The sequence below is a fragment of the Clostridium sp. D53t1_180928_C8 genome, from assembly GCF_015667795.1.
Lineage (GTDB): Bacteria > Bacillota > Clostridia > Clostridiales > Clostridiaceae > Clostridium.
The window spans coordinates 1-19,478 of sequence record NZ_JADPEL010000054.1 but is presented as its reverse complement, the minus strand read 5'-3'; the positions used below and the strand labels follow the sequence as shown (position 1 = coordinate 19,478).

The following is a 19,478-nucleotide window of genomic DNA, read 5'->3' as shown; positions in this document are numbered from 1 at the left end:
GGAATAAAATAAGCAGAAGAAAGCAAAATAAAGTTTACAATTAAAATAGGGCTTTAATAGGCGGAATTAATATCTTTATTATACTAACATTATATCATGTAGTTATAAAAACTACATGGATAAGTTGGAATAACTAGGAGGTTTAATATATGAAATTAAATTCATTGATTATAGGAGATTTAGTAGCAAAAGTGCCAATAATACAAGGGGGAATGGGAGTAGGCGTAAGTCTGTCTTCACTTGCGGGAGCAGTAGCGAAAGAAGGCGCAATAGGTGTAATATCAGCTGCACAACCTGGATATTTAGAGGATGATTTTGGAAAAGATTCATTAAGTGCTAATATAAGAGCATTAGGAAAACATATAAAAAAAGCAAAAGAAATATCAAATGGTGGAATTATAGGTGTTAATATTATGTGTGCCACACGAAATTATGATGAATATGTGAAATGTGCAATAGATAATGGTGCAGATTTAATTATATCAGGAGCAGGATTGCCAACTGACCTACCAAAGCTTACAGAAGGCTCAAATATTAAAATAGCTCCAATAGTATCACCACCAAAGTCTGCAAGTGTCATTTTAAGAATGTGGGACAGACGTTATGGAAGAACTGCTGATATGGTAGTTATTGAAGGACCAAAAGCAGGTGGTCATTTAGGTTTTTCTAATGAAAGTTTAGATGAATATGAAACAAAGGGTTATGATAAGGAAGTTCTTGAAATAATAGAAATAATTAAAGAATATGAGAAAAAGTATAATAAGAAAATACCAGTAGTATTTGCTGGAGGAGTTTATGATAGAGCTGATATTGATCATTATATTAGTTTGGGCTGTTCAGGTGTTCAAATGGCAACTAGATTTGTAGCAACTGAAGAATGTGATGCAGATATAAACTTTAAAATGGCTTATATTAACGCTAAAAAAGAAGATATAATGATAGTAAAAAGTCCAGTTGGAATGCCAGGGCGTGCTATAAGTAATAAATTCATGGAAGATAGGAAATTAACAAATGAAAAAATAAGTAAATGTTATAAATGCTTAAAAAAATGTGATATGTCAACTATACCATATTGCATAACTGGTGCATTAGTACGTGCTGTAAAAGGTGATGTTGATAATTCCCTTGTATTTTGTGGTGCAAATGCTTATAGATTAGATAAAATTGTTAAAGTTAAAGAGTTAATTGAAGAGCTTATTGGATAAGTAGTGGTAAGTGTATAACTATCTTGTTCTACACACTTTAAATATATTACGAATTAAATTGAGTGAAGAGTGAAGAAGGAAAAGTGAAGAGTTAAGGTTGAAACTGCTATCGTAGTTTCTTAAAATATATATTTTAATTCAGCTTAGCTGAATTATTTACTTAACTTTTCATTCTTACTTCTTCACTCTTAACTATATAAATTAATAGTTTTTATACGGCATATATATTTTTAATTTTTTAATTAATCTAATGATTAATAAAAGTTCTAACAACATCATAATACAATATATAGTAAAATATAGTTTAAAATTATTTTTTATATATTGGAGGTTTTAACATTGTATAAGAAAGATTTATGGGAAAAGTGTGTTGAATTCCATGGGCATGAATGTCCTGGATTAGCAATTGGATTTAGAGCATGTGAAATAGCTAAAGAAAAACTAAATTTAAATTTTTCCAAGGACGAAGAGATAGTTTGTATTACTGAAAATGATGCTTGTGGAGTAGATGCTGTTCAAGTAATTACAGGGTGTACCATGGGAAAAGGTAATTTAATTTATAAAGGAACAGGCAAGATGGCTTTCTCTTTTTTTGATAGAAAAAATAATAGAAGCATTAGGATAATACTAAAAGACTTTAATTTTAATGGAAGTAGAACTGAAAAACAAAATTATATATTAGAAGGAGTTGAAAAAGAATTATTTGATATTAAAACTCCAAATTTCATTGTACCAGAATATGCACGATCATTTAATTCAATTAAGTGTGAAGAATGTGGAGAGTTAGCTCCAGAACATAAGATAAGAATTGAAAAAGGGAAAAAAGTTTGTTTAGATTGTTATAATGAATACACAAGAGGTTGGTAATTTTAAAAGGCTGTATCAATAAATATACTTTGATACAGCCTAAATTTAAAGTGTTTTTGAATTTTCTAAAATGCAGGTCAAAATTGGAATATCAGTGAGTTTCTCTAATGAAATCTTATTATCTATATGAAGAAAATTAGATTCATCATACCTATTTAATATAATTCCAACTATATTTATATTTAAAGCTTTAGCATATTCGATAGTTAAAATAGTACTATTTATAGTCCCTAGGGATGCATTTGCAACTATTATAATATCTAGATTTAAAGCTTTAATTACATCAGTTAGCATCAAATTTTCACTATTTAAGTTTAAGGGACATATAATTCCACCACATCCTTCAACTACTAAAAATTCATGTTCTTTTTTATGCTTTTCATAGTCTGATAAAATCTTAGATAATGAAATAGGATTATTTTCAATTACAGAGGCTAAGTGTGGGGATACTTCAGTTTTATAAATATAAGATACTAAGGAGTTAGGATCAGTATCTATATTACATGTTTTACAAATATAATTTGCATCACCTGCTATAGCCTTTTCCTTAACAATATCTACACCACTTAAAGCTGGTTTATAATATCCTACATTTATATTTTCTTTTTTTAAAGTATTAATTAAAAGGGAAGAGACATAAGTTTTACCAACTTCAGTGCCTGTTGCTGTAATAAATATTCCTTTTCTACTATTTAATAGTATACTTTTTAATGATTGTATCATAGCTTGGCCACCTTATAATTTAATTCTTTTATTGTATTAAAGTCGTCATTAATGCTAATTCCAGCAGTAGTTAACATATCTCCAGTAATAGTAGCGTTAGCACCACTCTTAAATAATGATTTACCTTTATCCTCTAATAATCCACGTCCACCAGCTAATCTAATTGCACCATAGGGTAGTATAAACCTAAAAATAGCGACAGTAAGTTTAATTTCGGCATTAGATAATATTTTATTATTTTCTAAGGGGGTACCCTTAATAGGATTTAATATATTTACAGGAACAGACTTAATTCCTAGATTTCTAATTTCAAGTGCCATATCAATTCTATCTTCCATAGTTTCACCAAGACCTAATATTCCACCACTACAAACTTCAAGACCAGCTTTTTGAGCAGCTTTAATAGTTGAGATTTTTTCATCATAAGAGTGAGTTGTGCAGATATTAGGAAAAAAATTTCTAGATGTTTCTAAATTATTATGATATCTTGTAACTCCAGCTTCCTTTAGTTTTACAAAATCATCATAAGATAATAGGCCATGTGATGCACAAAGTGATATATTTAAGTTTTCATTAATTAATCTATAAGATTTGCATAAAGTTTTTAAATCATTTTGAGATAATCTTTTACCAGATGTAACAATCGAGTATCTTAATACACCTTTTTCTTCATTATATTTTGCATCATTAAATATAGCTTGACTATCTAATAAAGAATATTCTTCAACTGATGTTTTAAAATGGAGTGATTGAGCACAATATTTACAGTTTTCAGAGCATTGTCCTGATTTTCCATTTATAATTGTACACATATCAAAAGAATCTCCACAAAAATATCTGCGTATTTCATCAGCAGCTACACATAACTTATCAAGGGGTTCATTTAATAAAGAAAGAATTTCATCTTTTTCTAATATAACTCCATTAAAAATCTTTTCCTTTAGTTTATCTATTATATTCATTTGCAAGTACCTGTCCTTTAATTACTGGAATTGTTCTCTTAGCGATTATCGAACTAATAATACATAATAATAAATCTCCTGGAACGCATATGAGAAAACAATAAAATATTACTGCACCAACAGTAATAGGTGAATTTAAATAATAATTTGCTATAAAGTAATAATAAACCATTCCAAAGATATAAACTATTGATAAACCAGTTAAGCTTGCACATATAAGCCTTTTAATAGATGGTTTTGTAGTTTTATGTGTAATATAACCAGTAACATAAGTTCCAACTAAAAATCCAATAAGATATCCAAAAGTTGGTTGAACAATATAACTTAAACCACCACCTTGAGTAAAAACAGGAATACCAATTAATCCAACTAATAAATAAATGCCAACTGAAATTGCTCCTAATCTTGGACCAAGTAATAATCCTGCTAATGTAGTAAATAAAACTTGAAGGGTAAATGGAACAACAGGTATTGGAATTTTAATAAAGGCTCCAACTGCAATTAATGCTGCAAATAGTGAACATAAAATAAGCGATTTTGTATTAAGTTTATTCATTTAATTTAACCTCCTAATAGAAACTTCACCGGAATTTAAAATTTTAATAGAACCATCATCATGTCGTACTACTAAAGAACCATCACTATTTATATTAATGGCCTTACCTTTAGATGATACTCCAGAATTTATATATATAATTTCTTGATTCAAGACAATACTTCTTTTTTTATACTCTGATATAAAATCATAATTTTTAATTCTTGGAATCATATCTAAAATATTATTTATTATTTCTGCACAAAGCATATTTCTATTAATAATGTTGTTATCATTATTAAATAATGAAGATGCAATTGATTTAAGCTCCTCAGGAAAATCATCCTTGGGTTGATTAAAATTAATTCCTATTCCTAAGATTAAATAATCAATAGTGCCACTCTCAAAATTAGTAGAGGCTTCTGTTAATATTCCAGCAACTTTTTTATTATTTAAATAAATATCATTTATCCATTTTATCTGACAGTCTATACCAGTAACCTTTTTTATTGCCTTACAGATAACTACTGAAGAAGATGTAGTAATTAATACTGAATCCATAGCTGTTAAATTTGGACGTAATATAATACTCATATAAATACCTGTGTTAGCTGGAGAATAAAAGATTCTTCCTAATCTACCTTTTCCATCTGTTTGTTCTTCTGAAATAACAACTGTTCCATGTTTAGCACCTGATAAAGCTAAATTTTTAGCTATTTTATTAGTTGATGATATTGTTTTATAACTATAAATTTCTATATCAGAGCATGGCTCATTTAAATATAAGGAAATACCTTCTTTTGAAATAAAATCAGTATTAGTATCTAAGGAATAACCCTTATTAGTAACGGCATTAATAATATATCCTTCATTTCTAAGAGAATTAATTGCTTTCCAAATAGATGTTCTAGATATATTCAGTGCTTTTGCAATTTCTTCACCTGAAATATTTTTACCTTTGTTTTCTTCTAAAATCTTTAAAACTTTTCCTTTAATTAGCATAACTAACCTCCTTGGTTGATATTATATTGAAAGTAAAATAGTTTGTCAATCAAAATAAATAAATTGGTTAACAATTTATCGAATTATTTTTATAATATATTTCACATATACTAAAGCATAGGAATATAATATATTAAAAATATTAATATATCCTACGAAGAGGAAGAGTAATTAAGTTTAGGTTCAATAAAGAGAGTTAGGTATGGTGGAATCTTAGCAAGAAATAATTTAATGAATGGGCCTCAGAGGAACAATGAGAAATCAAATTTGAAAGTATCTACGTGGTGGGCTGCACCTTATAGCAGATAGAGTATGTTAGTACTTGATTAAGAGTGGTGTGAATTTTAATAATTTATTTTACACAATTTAGGTGGCAACACGGATATAAACTCCGTCCTATTTATTTAGGATGGAGTTTTTTTATTTTTAAAAATAGTACTATTTGAGTAAAAAAAGAAGGAGCAATAATTATGAAAAAAGAAATTCTTTTAACAGGCGATAGACCAACTGGTAAACTTCATATAGGTCACTATATGGGTTCACTAGTAAATAGAGTAAATTTACAAAACAGTGGATTATATGATAGTTATATCATGATAGCAGATCAACAAGCATTAACAGATAATTCTAGAAATCCTGCAAAAATAAGAAATAGTTTGATAGAGGTAACTTTAGATTATTTAGCAGTAGGTATAGACCCAACCAAATCAATGATTTTTATTCAATCACAAGTACCTGAACTAAATGAACTTACAATGCATTATTTAAATTTAGTTACTGTTGCGAGATTAGAAAGAAATCCAACGGTAAAAAATGAAATAAAAGAAAAAAATTTTAATATGAGTATTCCAGCAGGATTTTTAATTTATCCTATAAGTCAAGCTGCTGATATAACAGCATTTAAAGCAGATATAGTTCCAGTAGGTGAAGATCAGCTCCCTATGATAGAACAAACAAGAGAAATAGTTAGAAGCTTCAATACTATTTACAATAAGGAAGTTTTAGTGGAACCTAAAGCAGTTTTACCAGAGCAGGGCTTAGGGAGATTACCTGGTATAGATGGTAAAGCTAAAATGAGTAAATCTTTAAATAATGCAATTTATCTTAGTGATGAGTCAGATGTGATAAGAAATAAAATTATGTCCATGTATACTGATCCTAATCATATTAGGATTGAAGATCCAGGAAATATAGAGAATAATACTGTATTTACCTATTTAGATGCCTTTTGTAAAGATAAAGATTTCTTAGAAGAAATGAAATCACATTATAAAAAGGGTGGACTTGGGGATGTACAAGTAAAAAAATATCTAAATGAAATAATTCAAGCGGAGCTTGAACCAATAAGAAGTAAGAGAAAAATCTATGAAAAGGATTTAGATTATGTATATGATATTTTGAAAAAAGGTAGTGAAATAGCTAGAAATAAAGCTGCTATCACTTTAGCTGAAGTAAGAGAAGCAATGGGTATAGAATATTTTTCACAGCATTAAAGTGACAAATTTTTCAAATAGCTATATAATAAAAATATCTAATAAGACTTTAGAGAGGATGATATAAAAAAATGGGAAAAAGAAAAAATAAAGCAATAGAATTGCATAAAAATAGATATACATGTTCACAAGCTGTAGCATGTGCATTCTGTGATTTAGTAGATGTTGATGAAGCTACGATGAAAGATTTAGTAAGAAGATATAGTGGTGGGGCTTATAAAGTATGTGGGGCTGTAATGGGTGCATATGTTATAGCTAATTACTTAAATGGAAATATAAATCTAGAAAATCCGGCTGAACCAGTTAAAGATGATATAGAACTTTTAAATGAAATTGAAAAAAAGTTTAAAGATAAAAATACTTCAGTATTATGTAAAGAGCTAAAAGGTATTACTACTGGAACAATGTTACGTTCTTGTAGAGGCTGTGTAGAAGATGCAGCAGAAATTTTAGAAGAAATAGTAGATTTAAAAATGAATATCTATTGTTAGAAATAATTTATAAACCTGGTTTAAGTTTTATTAGACTAGGTTTAACTTATATATTATTTATAAAAAAATATAATTTTTAAGTAACTATTTATATAAATCTGAATATAATAGTGTGTATTAAAGCCTTTATAATACGAAGGAGCGTAAAAATTATATGTAAAATAAAAAATAAAGGAATCTATGGAACTTTTTATGTTAATTAATAGTCTAATAAATATAAATTAAATTTTTGCGGTATATTATGGGGTGTAAAAGAAGTGTGGAAGAAGTTAATTTTATCAGAAAAAGATTATGAATATTTAACAAAAGGATTAGCAAGTGGTGTTGGAATAGGAATAATAACAGGATCTTTAGTAGGAGATGTTTTATTTTTCTTTGCACTTGGAGGCGTATTAGGAATTATAGGGGCAGGTATATTTTCATTTTATAAAAAATTTAAAGTAGATCATAAAATTTAGCAGCTATATATTTAATAAATATTAAAAGGATTATATTAATACGTTTAACAATAATATAATCTTTTTTATTTTATGTAAATTATTTTTATAATGTAATATTACTTATAAATTAAAAATAAGCTTATATTAACATTAATAAATTTACAATAAATAATTAATGTAAAAGTTATTTTGAAATTGTAAATTATAATATTAAAGGTTGATAGGAGTAAAATATATTATGCTTAAGATAGTACTAAATAAAAATTGGAAAATGAGGAAAACTGGAGAGGACAAGTGGAATAAGGTTAATATATCAGAAAGTATATTAGGGGATCCGATTTCAAATAATCAAATTAGAAATTTTTATTTTAATGTTAATGAATTAAAAAAAATAAATATTATAGACTATACCTATGAATATAGAAATTTTTTTGATGTTAATGAGGAAATTTTTTATTGCGATAAAGTAATATTAAATTTGGAAAAAGTTAGCACACTAACTGATATTTATTTTAATGATAAGCTACTATTAACCTCTAATAATATTAACGTTCCCTATAAGATTGACATAACTAACTCTTTAAAAATTGTTAATAATGAAATAAAGGTTATTTTCCACTCTCCATCAGACTTTCTTGAAATACAACCTAATTCTAAATTCAAAATGGATGATTTTTTATACTTTCCCTATATCGAAATATTAGGTTATGTTAATTTGTTAAGCAGTAATAAATAAAGTCTAAATTTAAAGAAAATAACTAAAGGTCGGCAAATTGCTGACCTTTAAGCTTTTTTATAAAAATAATACTTATATATGATTATTTATAAAATATATGGTAGAATATATAAAAATTATAATTATAAAGGAGTACTATCAATGGAAGAAACAATAAGTAGAGTAAGAAAATTCAGAAAAGACAGAGAATGGGATCAATTTCATTCTCCATCAAACTTAGCAAAAGCTATTTCTATTGAAGCAGCAGAATTATTAGAGGAATTCTTATGGGATAATGAAAATTATAAGAAACAAAATGTTCAAGAAGAATTAGCAGATGTTATGGTTTATTGCTTACATATGGCTGATGCTTTAAATGTTGATATTAATGAAATAATAAATAATAAGATGGATAAAAATGAAAAGAAATATCCTGTGGAAAAATCTAAAGGAAATAGTAAAAAATATACTGAGTTATAATTATATATTGTAAATAAAATCAAAAAAATGTATAATTATTCTAAAACTCATAAGTAAAGGCAGGAAAGCAAATGAATAGGGGCAATTTAATTGATATTTTAAAAAAGAAAATAGTAGTTCTCGATGGTGCTATGGGAACAAGTATACAAAACTTTAAGTTAACTGAAGAAGATTTTAGGGGTGAGTTGCTTAAGGATTTTCATAAAGAACAAAAAGGTAATAACGATGTATTATCTCTAACCAAGCCTGAAATAATAAAAAAAATTCATAGAGATTTTTTAGAGGCTGGCTCAGATATAATTGAAACAAATACTTTTAGTTCTACAAGTATATCTCAAGAAGATTATAAATTAGAACATTTAGTTTATGATTTAAATTATAGATCAGCAAAAATTGCAAGAGAAGTAGCAGATGAGTTTACTAGAAAAACTCCAGACAAACCAAGATTTGTTGCAGGTTCTATTGGACCTACAAATAAGACAGCATCTTTATCACCTGATGTAGAAAATCCAGGTTATAGAAATATTACTTTTGATGAGCTTGTAGAAGCTTATAGTGAACAAATTTCTGCACTTATGGATGGTGGAATAGATTGTGTATTAATTGAAACTATTTTTGATACACTGAATGCTAGAGCAGCTATAGTTGCAGCTAATAATGTTTATAATCTAAAAGGAAAAAATCTTCCTATAATGATTTCTGGAACTTTAACTGACAAGTCTGGCAGAACATTATCTGGTCAAAAGTTAGATGCTTTTGCACAATCAATTAGAAATGAAAATGTAATTTCAATAGGCTTAAACTGTTCTTTTGGTGGAGAAGATATAATACCATTTATAAAAGAATTAGCTAATACTCAAGATATGTTTATATCTGTTTATCCAAATGCAGGATTACCTAATATATTAGGTGAATATGATGAACTACCTAATATAACTGCAGGATTTATACGCCAATTAGCAGAAGAAAAGAAAGTGAACATTGTTGGTGGGTGTTGTGGGACTACAGCTAAGCATATAAAAGCAATATCTGATGTTGTAGAAAAATTAGAGCCACGAAAAATTCCAGAAATTAAAATAGAAAGTATATATTGTGGTCTTGAGGTAGTTAGAAGCAATAAGGAGAATAATTTTATAAATATAGGTGAAAGAACTAATGTAGCTGGTTCTGCTAAATTTGCAAGACTTATAAGAGAGAAGAATTATGAAGAAGCTTTGTCTATAGCAAAAGATCAAGTAGAAAATGGGGCTCAAATAATAGATGTTAACTTTGATGATGGATTATTAGATAGTGTTAAAGAAATGGAGTATTTCTTAAAGCTATTAGCATCTGAACCTGATATATCTTCAAAACCTATAATGATAGATTCATCAAGGTGGGAAGTAATAGAGGCTGGATTAAAAAGTATTCAAGGAAAACCTATAGTAAATTCCATTTCATTAAAAAATGGTGAAGATGAATTTTTAACTCATGCTAGAGTTGTTAAAGATTTTGGTGCTGCTGTTGTGGTAATGGCATTTGATGAAAACGGACAAGCAGATACTTTTAATAGGAAAAAAGAGATATGCTTAAGGGCTTATAATTTATTAGTTAATAAGTTGAAATTTCCACCACAGGATATAATATTTGATCCTAATATTTTAGCAATTGCAACAGGTATAGAAGAACACGATAATTATGCTGTTGATTATATAAATGCTACTAGATGGATAAAAGAAAATCTTCCTTATGCTAAAGTATCAGGAGGAGTATCAAATTTATCCTTCTCATTTAGGGGAAATAATACTATCAGAGAAGCAATGCATTCAGTGTTTTTATATCATGCAATAGAAGCTGGAATGGATATGGGAATAGTTAATCCAGGAATGATACAAATTTATGATGATATTCCTAAAGATTTATTAGAACTTGTTGAAGATGTAGTATTAAATAGACGTAAAGATGCAGCAGAAAGATTATTAGATAAAGCAGAAGACTATAAAAAAGGAAATTCCTCAATCCAAACTAACAAAAATGCATGGAGAGAAAATAACCTAGATGAAAGATTAAGTTACTCATTAATTAAGGGAATAACTGAATATATAGATGAAGATTTAGAAGAAGCAATAAAAAGGTATTCAAAAGCCCTTAATATAATAGAAGGTCCATTAATGAATGGTATGACTAAAGTTGGAGAATTATTTGGAGATGGAAAAATGTTTTTACCTCAAGTTGTTAAATCAGCTAGAGTTATGAAAAAGGCTGTTTCATTTTTACTTCCATATATAGAGAATGATAAAAAAGAGGGGGAAACCTCTAAAGCCGGTAAGATTCTTTTAGCAACAGTTAAAGGTGATGTTCATGACATTGGTAAAAACATTGTTGGTGTAGTTCTTGCTTGTAATAATTTTGAAATAATAGATTTAGGAGTTATGGTCTCTTGTGAAAAAATAATTGAAACTGCAATTAAAGAAAATGTTGATATAATTGGACTAAGTGGTCTTATAACACCTTCCTTAGATGAAATGTGTCATATAGCTTCAGAAATGGAAAATAGAAATATGAATATACCAATAATAATTGGTGGTGCTACAACATCAAAAGCTCATACTGCTTTAAAAATAGCTCCTAATTATAGTGGAACAATAGTATATGGATATGATGCTTCAAAAACTGTTGAAATATGTAAAAACCTATTAGGTGAAAATAAATTTGAATATATTAAATCTATTGAATATGAATATGAAGATGTAAGAAACACTTATAATAAATATGAAAAAAAGATGATATCATTAGAAGAAGCTAGGGAAAATAAATATCAAATAGATTGGAATAACACTGATATTGAACAACCTAATTTTATAGGTATAAAAGAAATTTGCAATTATACTATATCTGATTTAAAACCTTATATTGATTGGACATTCTTCTTTGTAGCATGGGAAATGAAAAAGTTATATCCAGATATTTTAAAAGATTCAAATTATGGAGAAGAAGCTAAAAAGATATTAAGTGATGCTAATGATATGTTAGATTTTATTGAAAAAAATAATATTATAGATCTTAAAGGTGTTTTTGGTATATTTAAAGCCAATTCAAATGGGGATAATATTGAAGTTTATAATAACGATAATAGTGTAGCAACAACATTTAATTTATTTAGGGAGCAAAGAAAAAAAAGTTCTGGTAATTATTTATGCCTTTCTGACTTTATTGCACCTAAAGAAACTGATATAGCTGATTACTTAGGTGGATTCATAGTAACAGCTGGAATTGGAGCAGATAAATATGCTAAAAAATTCGAATCAGAAGGTGATTCATACAATTCAATTATGTTAAAACTTGTATGTGATAGATTAGCCGAAGCATTTGCAGAAAAGCTTCATGAAGATGTAAGAAAGTATTACTGGGGATATTCTACAGATGAAAATTTAAATATGAAAGAAATTTTAAAAGCTAGTTACAGAGGTATCAGACCAGCATTTGGATATCCATCACTTAGTGATCAAAGTCAAATGAAAAAACTATTTGATCTTTTAGATGGTGAAAAAGTAACAGGTGTAAAACTAACTGAAAGCTATATGATGGATCCTGTATCATCAGTATGTGGCTTATACTTTGCTTCAGAAAAATCAAGATATTTTAATTCTAATTTAATTGATAAAGATCAAGCTGAAGATTATGCAATAAGAATCGGATGTACTAGAGAAGAACTTGAAAAATCTTTACCTAACATTTTATCTTATAAGTAAAAAATACTTAAATTTAAAGAAACTAAGTATATCATTTAGATATACTTAGTTCTTTTTTATTTGAAACAAGGTTATATTTTTTATGATATATTATTTATATATTTAAATCATATTTTATAATTTAAAAGTTATTTATATAAGAAAGGGCTTACAGATGGATAAAGAATTAATAATAAATAAAACTAAAGAGTTTGTTAAAGAAAAACTTTATGGTGAAGGTAGTGGACATGATTGGTATCATATTGAAAGGGTATATAATTTATCAAAATACTTAGCTAAGAAAGAAAATGCAGATTTTTTTATAGTAGAAATGACTGCTTTATTACATGATATAGATGATTGGAAATTTTCAAATAATAATATTACAGATACAACAACTACAGAAAATTTTTTAAAAAGCTCTGGAGTTACTGAAGAAGATTTAATAAAAATTATTAAAATTATTAAAACTATATCTTTTAAAGGTGGCGTAGTTGATTCAAGTCAAGATACTATAGAAGGAAAAGTTGTACAAGATGCAGATAGGTTAGATGCAATTGGTGCAATTGGGATTGCAAGAACATTTGCCTATGGAGGAAGTAAAAATAGAGTTATTTATGATCCTAATATTAAACCAATTAACTTTAACTCATTAGATGAAGTTAAAAGTAGCGATAATCATACAATAAATCATTTTTATGAAAAATTATTAAAGCTTAAAGACCTAATGAACACTAAATCAGCCAAAGAAATTGCTATAGCAAGACATAAATATATGGAAGAATTTTTAAATGAGTTTTATTATGAATGGAACTTTAATATGGAAGATAATTAGTTTAAAAGTCAGAGTTGAAATTTCAATTCTGATTTTTTCTATTTTAATGAATACTTTAATAGAAATATTTTCTATTGACAATAATTTGAAATGAGAGTATTATTTAAACATAAATTATTTACAAATATAGGATATTAAATATAAGAATTATAATTAAATCTGATAGAAAAGTTAAGTCTGATCTAAAAGAGAGTAATTAAAAGTTTGGTAAATATATATAAGCGCCTCTTTTCGTTTATATATTTTATTTAGCTAGCTTTCTTTTAAAGAAAGCTAGCTTTTTTTATTAGTATTGAATAAGGGGATGATAATTTTGAGGAAAATAGCTGTAATAAGTGCAATTTTAGAAGAACCAAAAGAATGTCAAGAAAAGTTTAATAGTATTGTTTCAAATTTTAGAGGTAGCATAAAAGGGAGAATGGGTATACCTTTTGAAGAAGGAATTTCTGTTATTAGTATAACTGTAACAGGAACTTTAGAAGATATTAATAGTTTAACTGGAAAGTTAGGAAATATCCCAGGAGTTGTAGTTAAAACAGCAATTGCAAAAAGGGAGATTTAAATAAAACTATGAATGTTAAGGATATTATAAATAAACTTTATAATACATCTATGGCTTCCTATGAAGAACTTTTATTTTTATTAGATAATATATCTACTGAAGATAAGAAGTATTTAATTGAAAAATCACATGATGTATCATTAAAAAATTATAGCAATAATGTATTTATAAGAGGTCTTATAGAATTTACAAACTATTGTATTAGAGATTGTAAGTATTGTGGAATAAGGAAATCCAATGATAAAGCAGATAGATATAGACTTACTTTAGATGAAATATTAGAATGTGCAGATATTGGTGACAAGTTAGGATATAAAACTTTTGTTCTTCAAGGAGGAGAAGATCCGTATTTTACTGATGAAAAAATGGTTGAAATTATAACAAATATAAAAAATAAATATCCTAATAATGCAATTACCTTATCACTTGGTGAACGTTCATATAAATCATATGAAAAGCTGTTTAAAGCTGGTGCTGATAGATATTTATTAAGACATGAAACAGCTAATAAAATGTTATATGAATCTTTACATCCTAATTCAAGTTTTGAAAATAGAAGAAAATGCCTTGAAAATTTAAAAAAGATAGGATATCAAATAGGAGCAGGATTTATGGTTGGACTACCAAATCAAAATAATAATGATTTAGTAGATGATTTATTGTATTTAAAAGAATTAAATCCTCATATGTGTGGTATTGGACCATTTATCCCACATATAGATACACCTCTTGCCAATGAGTGTGGAGGTACAGCTGAAAAAACTATAACAATGTTAGCCTTAATAAGGTTAATATTACCTAAAACTTTATTGCCTGCAACAACAGCACTTGGAAGTATTGATCCATTAGGAAGAGAGAAAGGGTTAAAAGCCGGTGGAAATGTAGTTATGCCTAATCTTTCTCCAACAAGTGTAAGAGAAAAATATTCACTTTACAATGGGAAAATATGCACTGGAGATGAAGCAGCTGAATGTAGAGACTGTATCGAAAAAAGAATAAATAATGCAGGTTTCAAATTAAAAGTTGATAGAGGAGATAGCTTAGTACTATCAGAAAGAGAAAGAAACTTAATATATAAAAATATAAAAATAAAAAATAATTTTGAAGTTAATTTAAATAATATAACTTTAGTAAAATAAAATGGTAGGAGAATTATTTATGTATATTAATCATGAAGAGGTATATGAATTATTAGAGGAAGGTAAAAAAGCATCAAGAAATGATATATTAAATATATTAGAAAAAGCAAGAGAAAAAATGGGTATTTCTCATAAAGATATTGCTTCATTATTACAATTAGATGATAGAGAATTAGAAGCAGAAATGTTTAAAGTTGCGGGAGAAATAAAAAACTCTATTTATGGTAAGAGAGTAGTTTTATTTGCTCCACTTTATATTAGCGACTATTGTGTTAATAATTGCGTGTACTGTGGTTATAAAAAGTGTAATAATTTTAAAAGAAGAAAACTTACACAAGCTGAAATAAAAGAAGAGGTTAAAATATTAGAAAAAATGGGGCATAAAAGATTAGCTTTAGAACTAGGTGAGGATCCAGTAAATGCACCTATAGAATATGTTTTAGAAAGTCTTGATACTATATATAAAACTCAAAATGAAAATGGAAATATTAGAAGAGTAAATGTTAATATTGCAGCAACTACAGTGGAAAATTATAAAAAGCTTAAAGATGCAAATATAGGAACTTATATCTTATTTCAAGAAACTTATCATAACCCAACATATGAAATAATGCATCCGCACTCACTAAAATCTAGTTATGAATATCATTTAAATGCTTTTGATAGAGCAATGGAAGCTGGAATTGAAGATGTTGGTGGTGGTGTTTTATTTGGCTTATCTGACCCTAAATTTGAAGTACTTTCTTTAATGATGCATAATGAACACTTAGAAAAAAGGTTTGGAGTTGGCTTTCATACAATATCAGTTCCAAGAATTAGACAAGCAGAAGGAGTTACATTAGAAAATTTCCCATATTTATTAAGCGATAATATGTTTAGAAAAATAGTTGCAATAATTAGAATAGCAGTTCCATTTACAGGAATAATTATGTCCACAAGAGAAGATGAAGCGATGAGGAGAGATGCTTTAAAATTTGGGGTAACTCAAGTTAGTTCAGGTTCATCTACTGGAGTTGGAGGCTATAAGCAAAGGGAAGAAGGTAACAGTATTGAACAGTTTAAAACTTCAGATGAAAGAACACCATTAGAAGTTTTAAATTGGTTATTGGATGAAGGTTATATTCCAAGTTATTGTACTGCATGTTATAGAAAAGGAAGAACTGGTGAAACTTTTATGGGGTTAGCTAAAACTGGTGAAATACAAAATATGTGTGAGCCAAATGCATTAATGACATTAATGGAGTATGCATTAGATTATGGTGATGAAGAAACATGCAATAAGACAGAAAAAATAGTAAATGATGAAATACTGAAAATAAACAATGAGTCTATAAAAAGTTTTGTTAATGAAGGAATAATTAAATTAAAGGAAGGCAAAAGAGATATTTATATTTAGGGGGAAAAATGAATAGTACACCAAATGCAAATAGGAAACATATAGCTATATTTGGAAAAACAAATGCTGGAAAGTCTTCTTTAATTAATAGTATTTGTGGTCAAGAAATTTCTATAGTATCAGATACTAATGGAACAACAACAGATCCTGTTTTTAAAGCTATGGAGTTAATTCCAATTGGTCCAGTTTTATTTATAGATACTGCTGGACTTGATGATAAAAGTGAGATTGGTAAACTTAGAGTAAAAAAAACTATGGATATAATAAAAGGAACAGACTTTGCTTTATATGTAATGGATGCAAATAATATAAATGATAATGATTATAAAGATATAAAATTAGAATTTAAAAAACATAATATACCATATCTATTAGTCATAAATAAGATTGAAGATATAGAAGAATCTAAATTAAATAGAATAAAAGAAAAATATATCAATGCTGTGTTTATATCTACTTACAGTAATGAAGGTATTGATGAATTAAAAAATCAATTAATAACAAAGCTTCAAGACACTGAAAACGAAATACCTATAATAGGAGATTTAGTACCTTATGGTGGGAAAGTGATATTAGTTGTTCCCATAGATTCTGAGGCTCCAAAAGGAAGAATTATATTACCACAAGTTCAATGTATTAGAGATTGTTTAGACAATGGTATTAAAACCTATGTTGTAAGAGATACAGAACTTCAATCAGCTTTAAATGATATAAAAGATGTTGATTTAGTTGTTACGGATTCACAAGCCTTTAAAAAAGTAAATAAAATTGTACCTAAGGATATAAAATTAACAGGTTTTTCTATTTTATTTGCAAATCATAAAGGAGACTTAAATTCATTTGTTAATGGGGCAAGGAAAATAAACACTTTAAATAAAAACTCAAAAATATTAATTTCTGAAAGCTGTACACATAATATTTCTCATGAAGATATAGGTAGAATAAAAATACCAAAGCTTTTAAATAAGTACGTTGGTGCAGAATTAAACTATGAATTTAGAGTAGGGCATGATTTTCCAGAGAATATAAATGAATATGATTTAATAATTCATTGTGGTGGCTGTATGATAAATAGAAAAATTATATTAAATAGAATAAAACTCTGTAATGATAAAGACGTAGCAATAACAAATTATGGAGTGATTTTAGCCTTCTTAAATGGCATTTTAGATAGGAGTTTAGAAATATTTAATAAATAATAATAAGGTTGTCTTTTTAGGCAGCCTTATTGCAATTTTTATAATATATTCAAATAATAATATCATTAGATGATATTAAGCTATTAACAGATTTTATTATAAATTTATTATAATCATTATTATCAATAATTACAGGACATGATAATTTTAAATCCATAATTGAACTTTTAAATTTTAAATCTCTTAATATATTATTTGCCTTTTTTATTGTAACAGGAAGTATATTGTTATCACATTCAATAGCGTTGGATAAACTTATTGAATTAATAAAATTAATAATACATTTTAAATCATAGTTTTTTATATTTTCTTTTATAAACTTTTTTTCAAGAAATGAATTGTAAGTACTTTTTTTTATAGGCAGATTATTTATATTTTCATTAAAGTAATTATCTAACCATAAATGATAGTAATAGCCCATTACATATGATTTCTCATAATAAGATAATTTTAAATTCGAAATTTTGTTTTTAAAAGAATAAATATTAGGTTTATCAGTTATTTTTTCTTTAAAATGTGATAAACAAGCCTTTTCTTTATTTTTAAAAACAACATAATAATCAGGGGCTATACTTCCGAGAGTTAAATAGTATAAATCATAATCATTAAAATTTATATCATTTAAATGTTTAATAAAATTAATATGAGTAGATAATTCTGGCATAAAAGTTCCTCCATCTTTAACTCTTTTATTGATTTATATGAGTAAATATTTTAAAATATTTATAAAATTTTAGGAAATATAAATATAATAGAAAAAAGAAGGTGTATAAATTAATGAGATATGTAATTGTAAGTGTTGTAAAAGGAGAAGCTGGAAAGTTTAATAATGATTTAAGAAAAGATATATTTAAAAAATTTAAAGCTAGATCATCAAAGCTTCCTGCTCATTTTACAATAAAAGCTCCATTTGAATATGATGGAAGTATTAAAGATTTAGAGGATAGTATAAAGGAAATTTGTAGCATCGAAAAAGCTGCACCATATATAATAGATGGATATAACCATTTTGACAATAGGGTAATTTATATGGATGTAAATATGTCAACAGAAGGAAAGAATGTTCATGATAAGCTTATTGAAACTCTTTCTAAAATTCCATATATTAATTTTACTAAAAGTGATGGTAAAGATAAAATATTTCATATAACTTTAAGCTCTAAAAAAATTCAAAAAATATATACTGAATTATGGGATTATATAACAAGATTTAAATGTACATTTGAATGTACATTTGATAATATTTGTATTTATAAGTGGGAAGAAAATACATGGCAATTACATAAAGAGTTTATATTTAAGAATTAGTTCATAAATTAAATTTAATTTCTTACAATCTGACTTCAATTTTTTATTTAACTAAACATATAAGTAATAATGTTTACATAGATTATTATAGAATAATTAAGTATGGGGGAAATATGAAAAGAATATTAATTATTAAACCATTAATATATGGTATTTTTATTTTAGTTTTATATAATATTCTATTTAAAACAGAATTATTTTTTACAAATGAAGAAGTGTCAACATTTGTTAGTTATATGCAGGAAAGAAATGATTTTTTAGGAGCATCAAATTTTATGATTTGGTTAGTAATAATATCAGCTTTGGTAATAACAGCTTTAAATAAAATTGATAAAGTTAAATCATAATAAGTATAAAGATAATCATTATAGTATTTCTATATTGATTATCTTTTTTTATGCAATTATCTTATTTTT

20 protein-coding genes are annotated in these 19,478 nt (G+C 26.6%); 15 read left to right on the top strand and 5 right to left on the bottom strand.

The features are described 5' to 3' along the window. The first annotated feature begins 149 nt into the window (after positions 1 to 149). Together I4V51_RS18065 and I4V51_RS18060 are read left to right on the top strand one after the other, a co-directional pair. Positions 150 to 1,205, top strand: a complete 1,056-nt coding sequence (locus I4V51_RS18065; RefSeq protein WP_195989833.1) for a nitronate monooxygenase family protein — start codon at positions 150 to 152, stop codon at positions 1,203 to 1,205. A gap of 339 nt (positions 1,206 to 1,544) precedes the next feature. Next, positions 1,545 to 2,072: an FmdE family protein gene (locus I4V51_RS18060; RefSeq protein WP_195989832.1), complete on the top strand. Its 528-nt coding sequence runs from the start codon at positions 1,545 to 1,547 to the stop codon at positions 2,070 to 2,072. Positions 2,073 to 2,117: 45 nt separating this feature from the next. On the opposite strand, the gene bioD is transcribed toward I4V51_RS18060, so the two are convergent. Genes bioD through I4V51_RS18040 form a run of 4 tightly spaced genes read right to left on the bottom strand, consistent with a single transcriptional unit; the run spans position 2,118 to position 5,294 of the window. Further along, a complete protein-coding gene (gene bioD / locus I4V51_RS18055) occupies positions 2,118 to 2,795 on the bottom strand; it encodes a dethiobiotin synthase (protein ID WP_195989831.1) in 678 nt (225 codons plus the stop codon). Then, on the bottom strand, positions 2,792 to 3,757 hold the full coding sequence (gene bioB, locus I4V51_RS18050) for a biotin synthase BioB (protein WP_195989830.1): 966 nt from the start codon (positions 3,755 to 3,757) through the stop codon (positions 2,792 to 2,794). Before bioB ends, bioD begins: the two co-directional genes overlap by 4 nt. Next, complete coding sequence (locus I4V51_RS18045; protein ID WP_195989829.1) at positions 3,741 to 4,313, bottom strand: biotin transporter BioY; 573 nt, start codon at positions 4,311 to 4,313, stop codon at positions 3,741 to 3,743. The genes bioB and I4V51_RS18045 overlap by 17 nt, the downstream gene beginning before the upstream one ends. After that, positions 4,314 to 5,294, bottom strand: coding sequence for a biotin--[acetyl-CoA-carboxylase] ligase (locus tag I4V51_RS18040; protein ID WP_195989828.1), 981 nt, complete (start codon positions 5,292 to 5,294; stop codon positions 4,314 to 4,316). Positions 5,295 to 5,764: 470 nt separating this feature from the next. Here I4V51_RS18040 and trpS point away from each other — a divergent pair, with 470 nt between their 5' ends. From trpS to hydF, 11 genes are all read left to right on the top strand, one after another. Next, entirely contained in the window at positions 5,765 to 6,787 is a 1,023-nt protein-coding gene (trpS, locus tag I4V51_RS18035; protein ID WP_195989827.1) for a tryptophan--tRNA ligase, read from the top strand. Positions 6,788 to 6,858: 71 nt separating this feature from the next. Next, a complete protein-coding gene (locus I4V51_RS18030) occupies positions 6,859 to 7,278 on the top strand; it encodes a C-GCAxxG-C-C family protein (protein WP_195989826.1) in 420 nt (139 codons plus the stop codon). Positions 7,279 to 7,535: 257 nt separating this feature from the next. Next, positions 7,536 to 7,736, top strand: a complete 201-nt coding sequence (locus I4V51_RS18025) for a hypothetical protein (protein ID WP_195989825.1) — start codon at positions 7,536 to 7,538, stop codon at positions 7,734 to 7,736. Positions 7,737 to 7,956: 220 nt separating this feature from the next. Next, positions 7,957 to 8,454 carry a hypothetical protein gene (locus I4V51_RS18020; RefSeq protein WP_195989824.1) on the top strand — a complete coding sequence of 166 codons (498 nt, stop codon included), beginning with the start codon at positions 7,957 to 7,959 and terminating at the stop codon, positions 8,452 to 8,454. Positions 8,455 to 8,595: 141 nt separating this feature from the next. After that, complete coding sequence (locus I4V51_RS18015) at positions 8,596 to 8,913, top strand: nucleotide pyrophosphohydrolase (protein ID WP_195989823.1); 318 nt, start codon at positions 8,596 to 8,598, stop codon at positions 8,911 to 8,913. A 71-nt stretch (positions 8,914 to 8,984) separates the two neighbouring features. Beyond that, the gene (gene metH / locus I4V51_RS18010; RefSeq protein ID WP_195989822.1) at positions 8,985 to 12,644 is read left to right on the top strand and encodes a methionine synthase; all 3,660 of its coding nucleotides are present in this window, start codon (positions 8,985 to 8,987) and stop codon (positions 12,642 to 12,644) included. A gap of 154 nt (positions 12,645 to 12,798) precedes the next feature. Further along, positions 12,799 to 13,458 carry an HD domain-containing protein gene (locus I4V51_RS18005; protein ID WP_195989821.1) on the top strand — a complete coding sequence of 220 codons (660 nt, stop codon included), beginning with the start codon at positions 12,799 to 12,801 and terminating at the stop codon, positions 13,456 to 13,458. Positions 13,459 to 13,771: 313 nt separating this feature from the next. Then, positions 13,772 to 14,020 carry a TM1266 family iron-only hydrogenase system putative regulator gene (locus I4V51_RS18000; RefSeq protein WP_195989820.1) on the top strand — a complete coding sequence of 83 codons (249 nt, stop codon included), beginning with the start codon at positions 13,772 to 13,774 and terminating at the stop codon, positions 14,018 to 14,020. A gap of 8 nt (positions 14,021 to 14,028) precedes the next feature. Beyond that, positions 14,029 to 15,159: a [FeFe] hydrogenase H-cluster radical SAM maturase HydE gene (hydE, locus tag I4V51_RS17995; protein ID WP_195989819.1), complete on the top strand. Its 1,131-nt coding sequence runs from the start codon at positions 14,029 to 14,031 to the stop codon at positions 15,157 to 15,159. 19 nt (positions 15,160 to 15,178) lie between these two features. Beyond that, positions 15,179 to 16,555, top strand: coding sequence for a [FeFe] hydrogenase H-cluster radical SAM maturase HydG (gene hydG / locus I4V51_RS17990; RefSeq protein ID WP_195989818.1), 1,377 nt, complete (start codon positions 15,179 to 15,181; stop codon positions 16,553 to 16,555). An 8-nt stretch (positions 16,556 to 16,563) separates the two neighbouring features. Continuing rightward, the gene (gene hydF / locus I4V51_RS17985) at positions 16,564 to 17,754 is read left to right on the top strand and encodes a [FeFe] hydrogenase H-cluster maturation GTPase HydF (protein WP_195989817.1); all 1,191 of its coding nucleotides are present in this window, start codon (positions 16,564 to 16,566) and stop codon (positions 17,752 to 17,754) included. Positions 17,755 to 17,803: 49 nt separating this feature from the next. Here hydF and I4V51_RS17980 read toward each other — a convergent pair whose 3' ends face one another. Beyond that, positions 17,804 to 18,418 carry a hypothetical protein gene (locus tag I4V51_RS17980; protein ID WP_195989816.1) on the bottom strand — a complete coding sequence of 205 codons (615 nt, stop codon included), beginning with the start codon at positions 18,416 to 18,418 and terminating at the stop codon, positions 17,804 to 17,806. A gap of 113 nt (positions 18,419 to 18,531) precedes the next feature. On the opposite strand from I4V51_RS17980, the gene I4V51_RS17975 reads away from it, so the two are divergent. Next, positions 18,532 to 19,062 (top strand): 2'-5' RNA ligase family protein, encoded by a 531-nt coding sequence (locus I4V51_RS17975; protein ID WP_195989815.1) that lies wholly within the window; start codon positions 18,532 to 18,534, stop codon positions 19,060 to 19,062. Positions 19,063 to 19,175: 113 nt separating this feature from the next. After that, positions 19,176 to 19,409: a hypothetical protein gene (locus I4V51_RS17970; protein ID WP_195989814.1), complete on the top strand. Its 234-nt coding sequence runs from the start codon at positions 19,176 to 19,178 to the stop codon at positions 19,407 to 19,409. The last annotated feature ends 69 nt before the right edge of the window (positions 19,410 to 19,478 follow it).

Coding starts and splice junctions, on each gene's coding strand:
- I4V51_RS18065 (WP_195989833.1), top strand. CDS start 150: ATGAAATTAAATTCATTGATTATAGGAGATTTAGTAGCAAAAGTGCCA.
- bioD (WP_195989831.1), bottom strand. CDS start 2,795: ATGATACAATCATTAAAAAGTATACTATTAAATAGTAGAAAAGGAATA.
- bioB (WP_195989830.1), bottom strand. CDS start 3,757: ATGAATATAATAGATAAACTAAAGGAAAAGATTTTTAATGGAGTTATA.
- I4V51_RS18045 (WP_195989829.1), bottom strand. CDS start 4,313: ATGAATAAACTTAATACAAAATCGCTTATTTTATGTTCACTATTTGCA.
- I4V51_RS18040 (WP_195989828.1), bottom strand. CDS start 5,294: ATGCTAATTAAAGGAAAAGTTTTAAAGATTTTAGAAGAAAACAAAGGT.
- trpS (WP_195989827.1), top strand. CDS start 5,765: ATGAAAAAAGAAATTCTTTTAACAGGCGATAGACCAACTGGTAAACTT.
- I4V51_RS18030 (WP_195989826.1), top strand. CDS start 6,859: ATGGGAAAAAGAAAAAATAAAGCAATAGAATTGCATAAAAATAGATAT.
- I4V51_RS18020 (WP_195989824.1), top strand. CDS start 7,957: ATGCTTAAGATAGTACTAAATAAAAATTGGAAAATGAGGAAAACTGGA.
- I4V51_RS18015 (WP_195989823.1), top strand. CDS start 8,596: ATGGAAGAAACAATAAGTAGAGTAAGAAAATTCAGAAAAGACAGAGAA.
- metH (WP_195989822.1), top strand. CDS start 8,985: ATGAATAGGGGCAATTTAATTGATATTTTAAAAAAGAAAATAGTAGTT.
- I4V51_RS18005 (WP_195989821.1), top strand. CDS start 12,799: ATGGATAAAGAATTAATAATAAATAAAACTAAAGAGTTTGTTAAAGAA.
- hydE (WP_195989819.1), top strand. CDS start 14,029: ATGAATGTTAAGGATATTATAAATAAACTTTATAATACATCTATGGCT.
- hydG (WP_195989818.1), top strand. CDS start 15,179: ATGTATATTAATCATGAAGAGGTATATGAATTATTAGAGGAAGGTAAA.
- hydF (WP_195989817.1), top strand. CDS start 16,564: ATGAATAGTACACCAAATGCAAATAGGAAACATATAGCTATATTTGGA.
- I4V51_RS17980 (WP_195989816.1), bottom strand. CDS start 18,418: ATGCCAGAATTATCTACTCATATTAATTTTATTAAACATTTAAATGAT.
- I4V51_RS17975 (WP_195989815.1), top strand. CDS start 18,532: ATGAGATATGTAATTGTAAGTGTTGTAAAAGGAGAAGCTGGAAAGTTT.
- I4V51_RS17970 (WP_195989814.1), top strand. CDS start 19,176: ATGAAAAGAATATTAATTATTAAACCATTAATATATGGTATTTTTATT.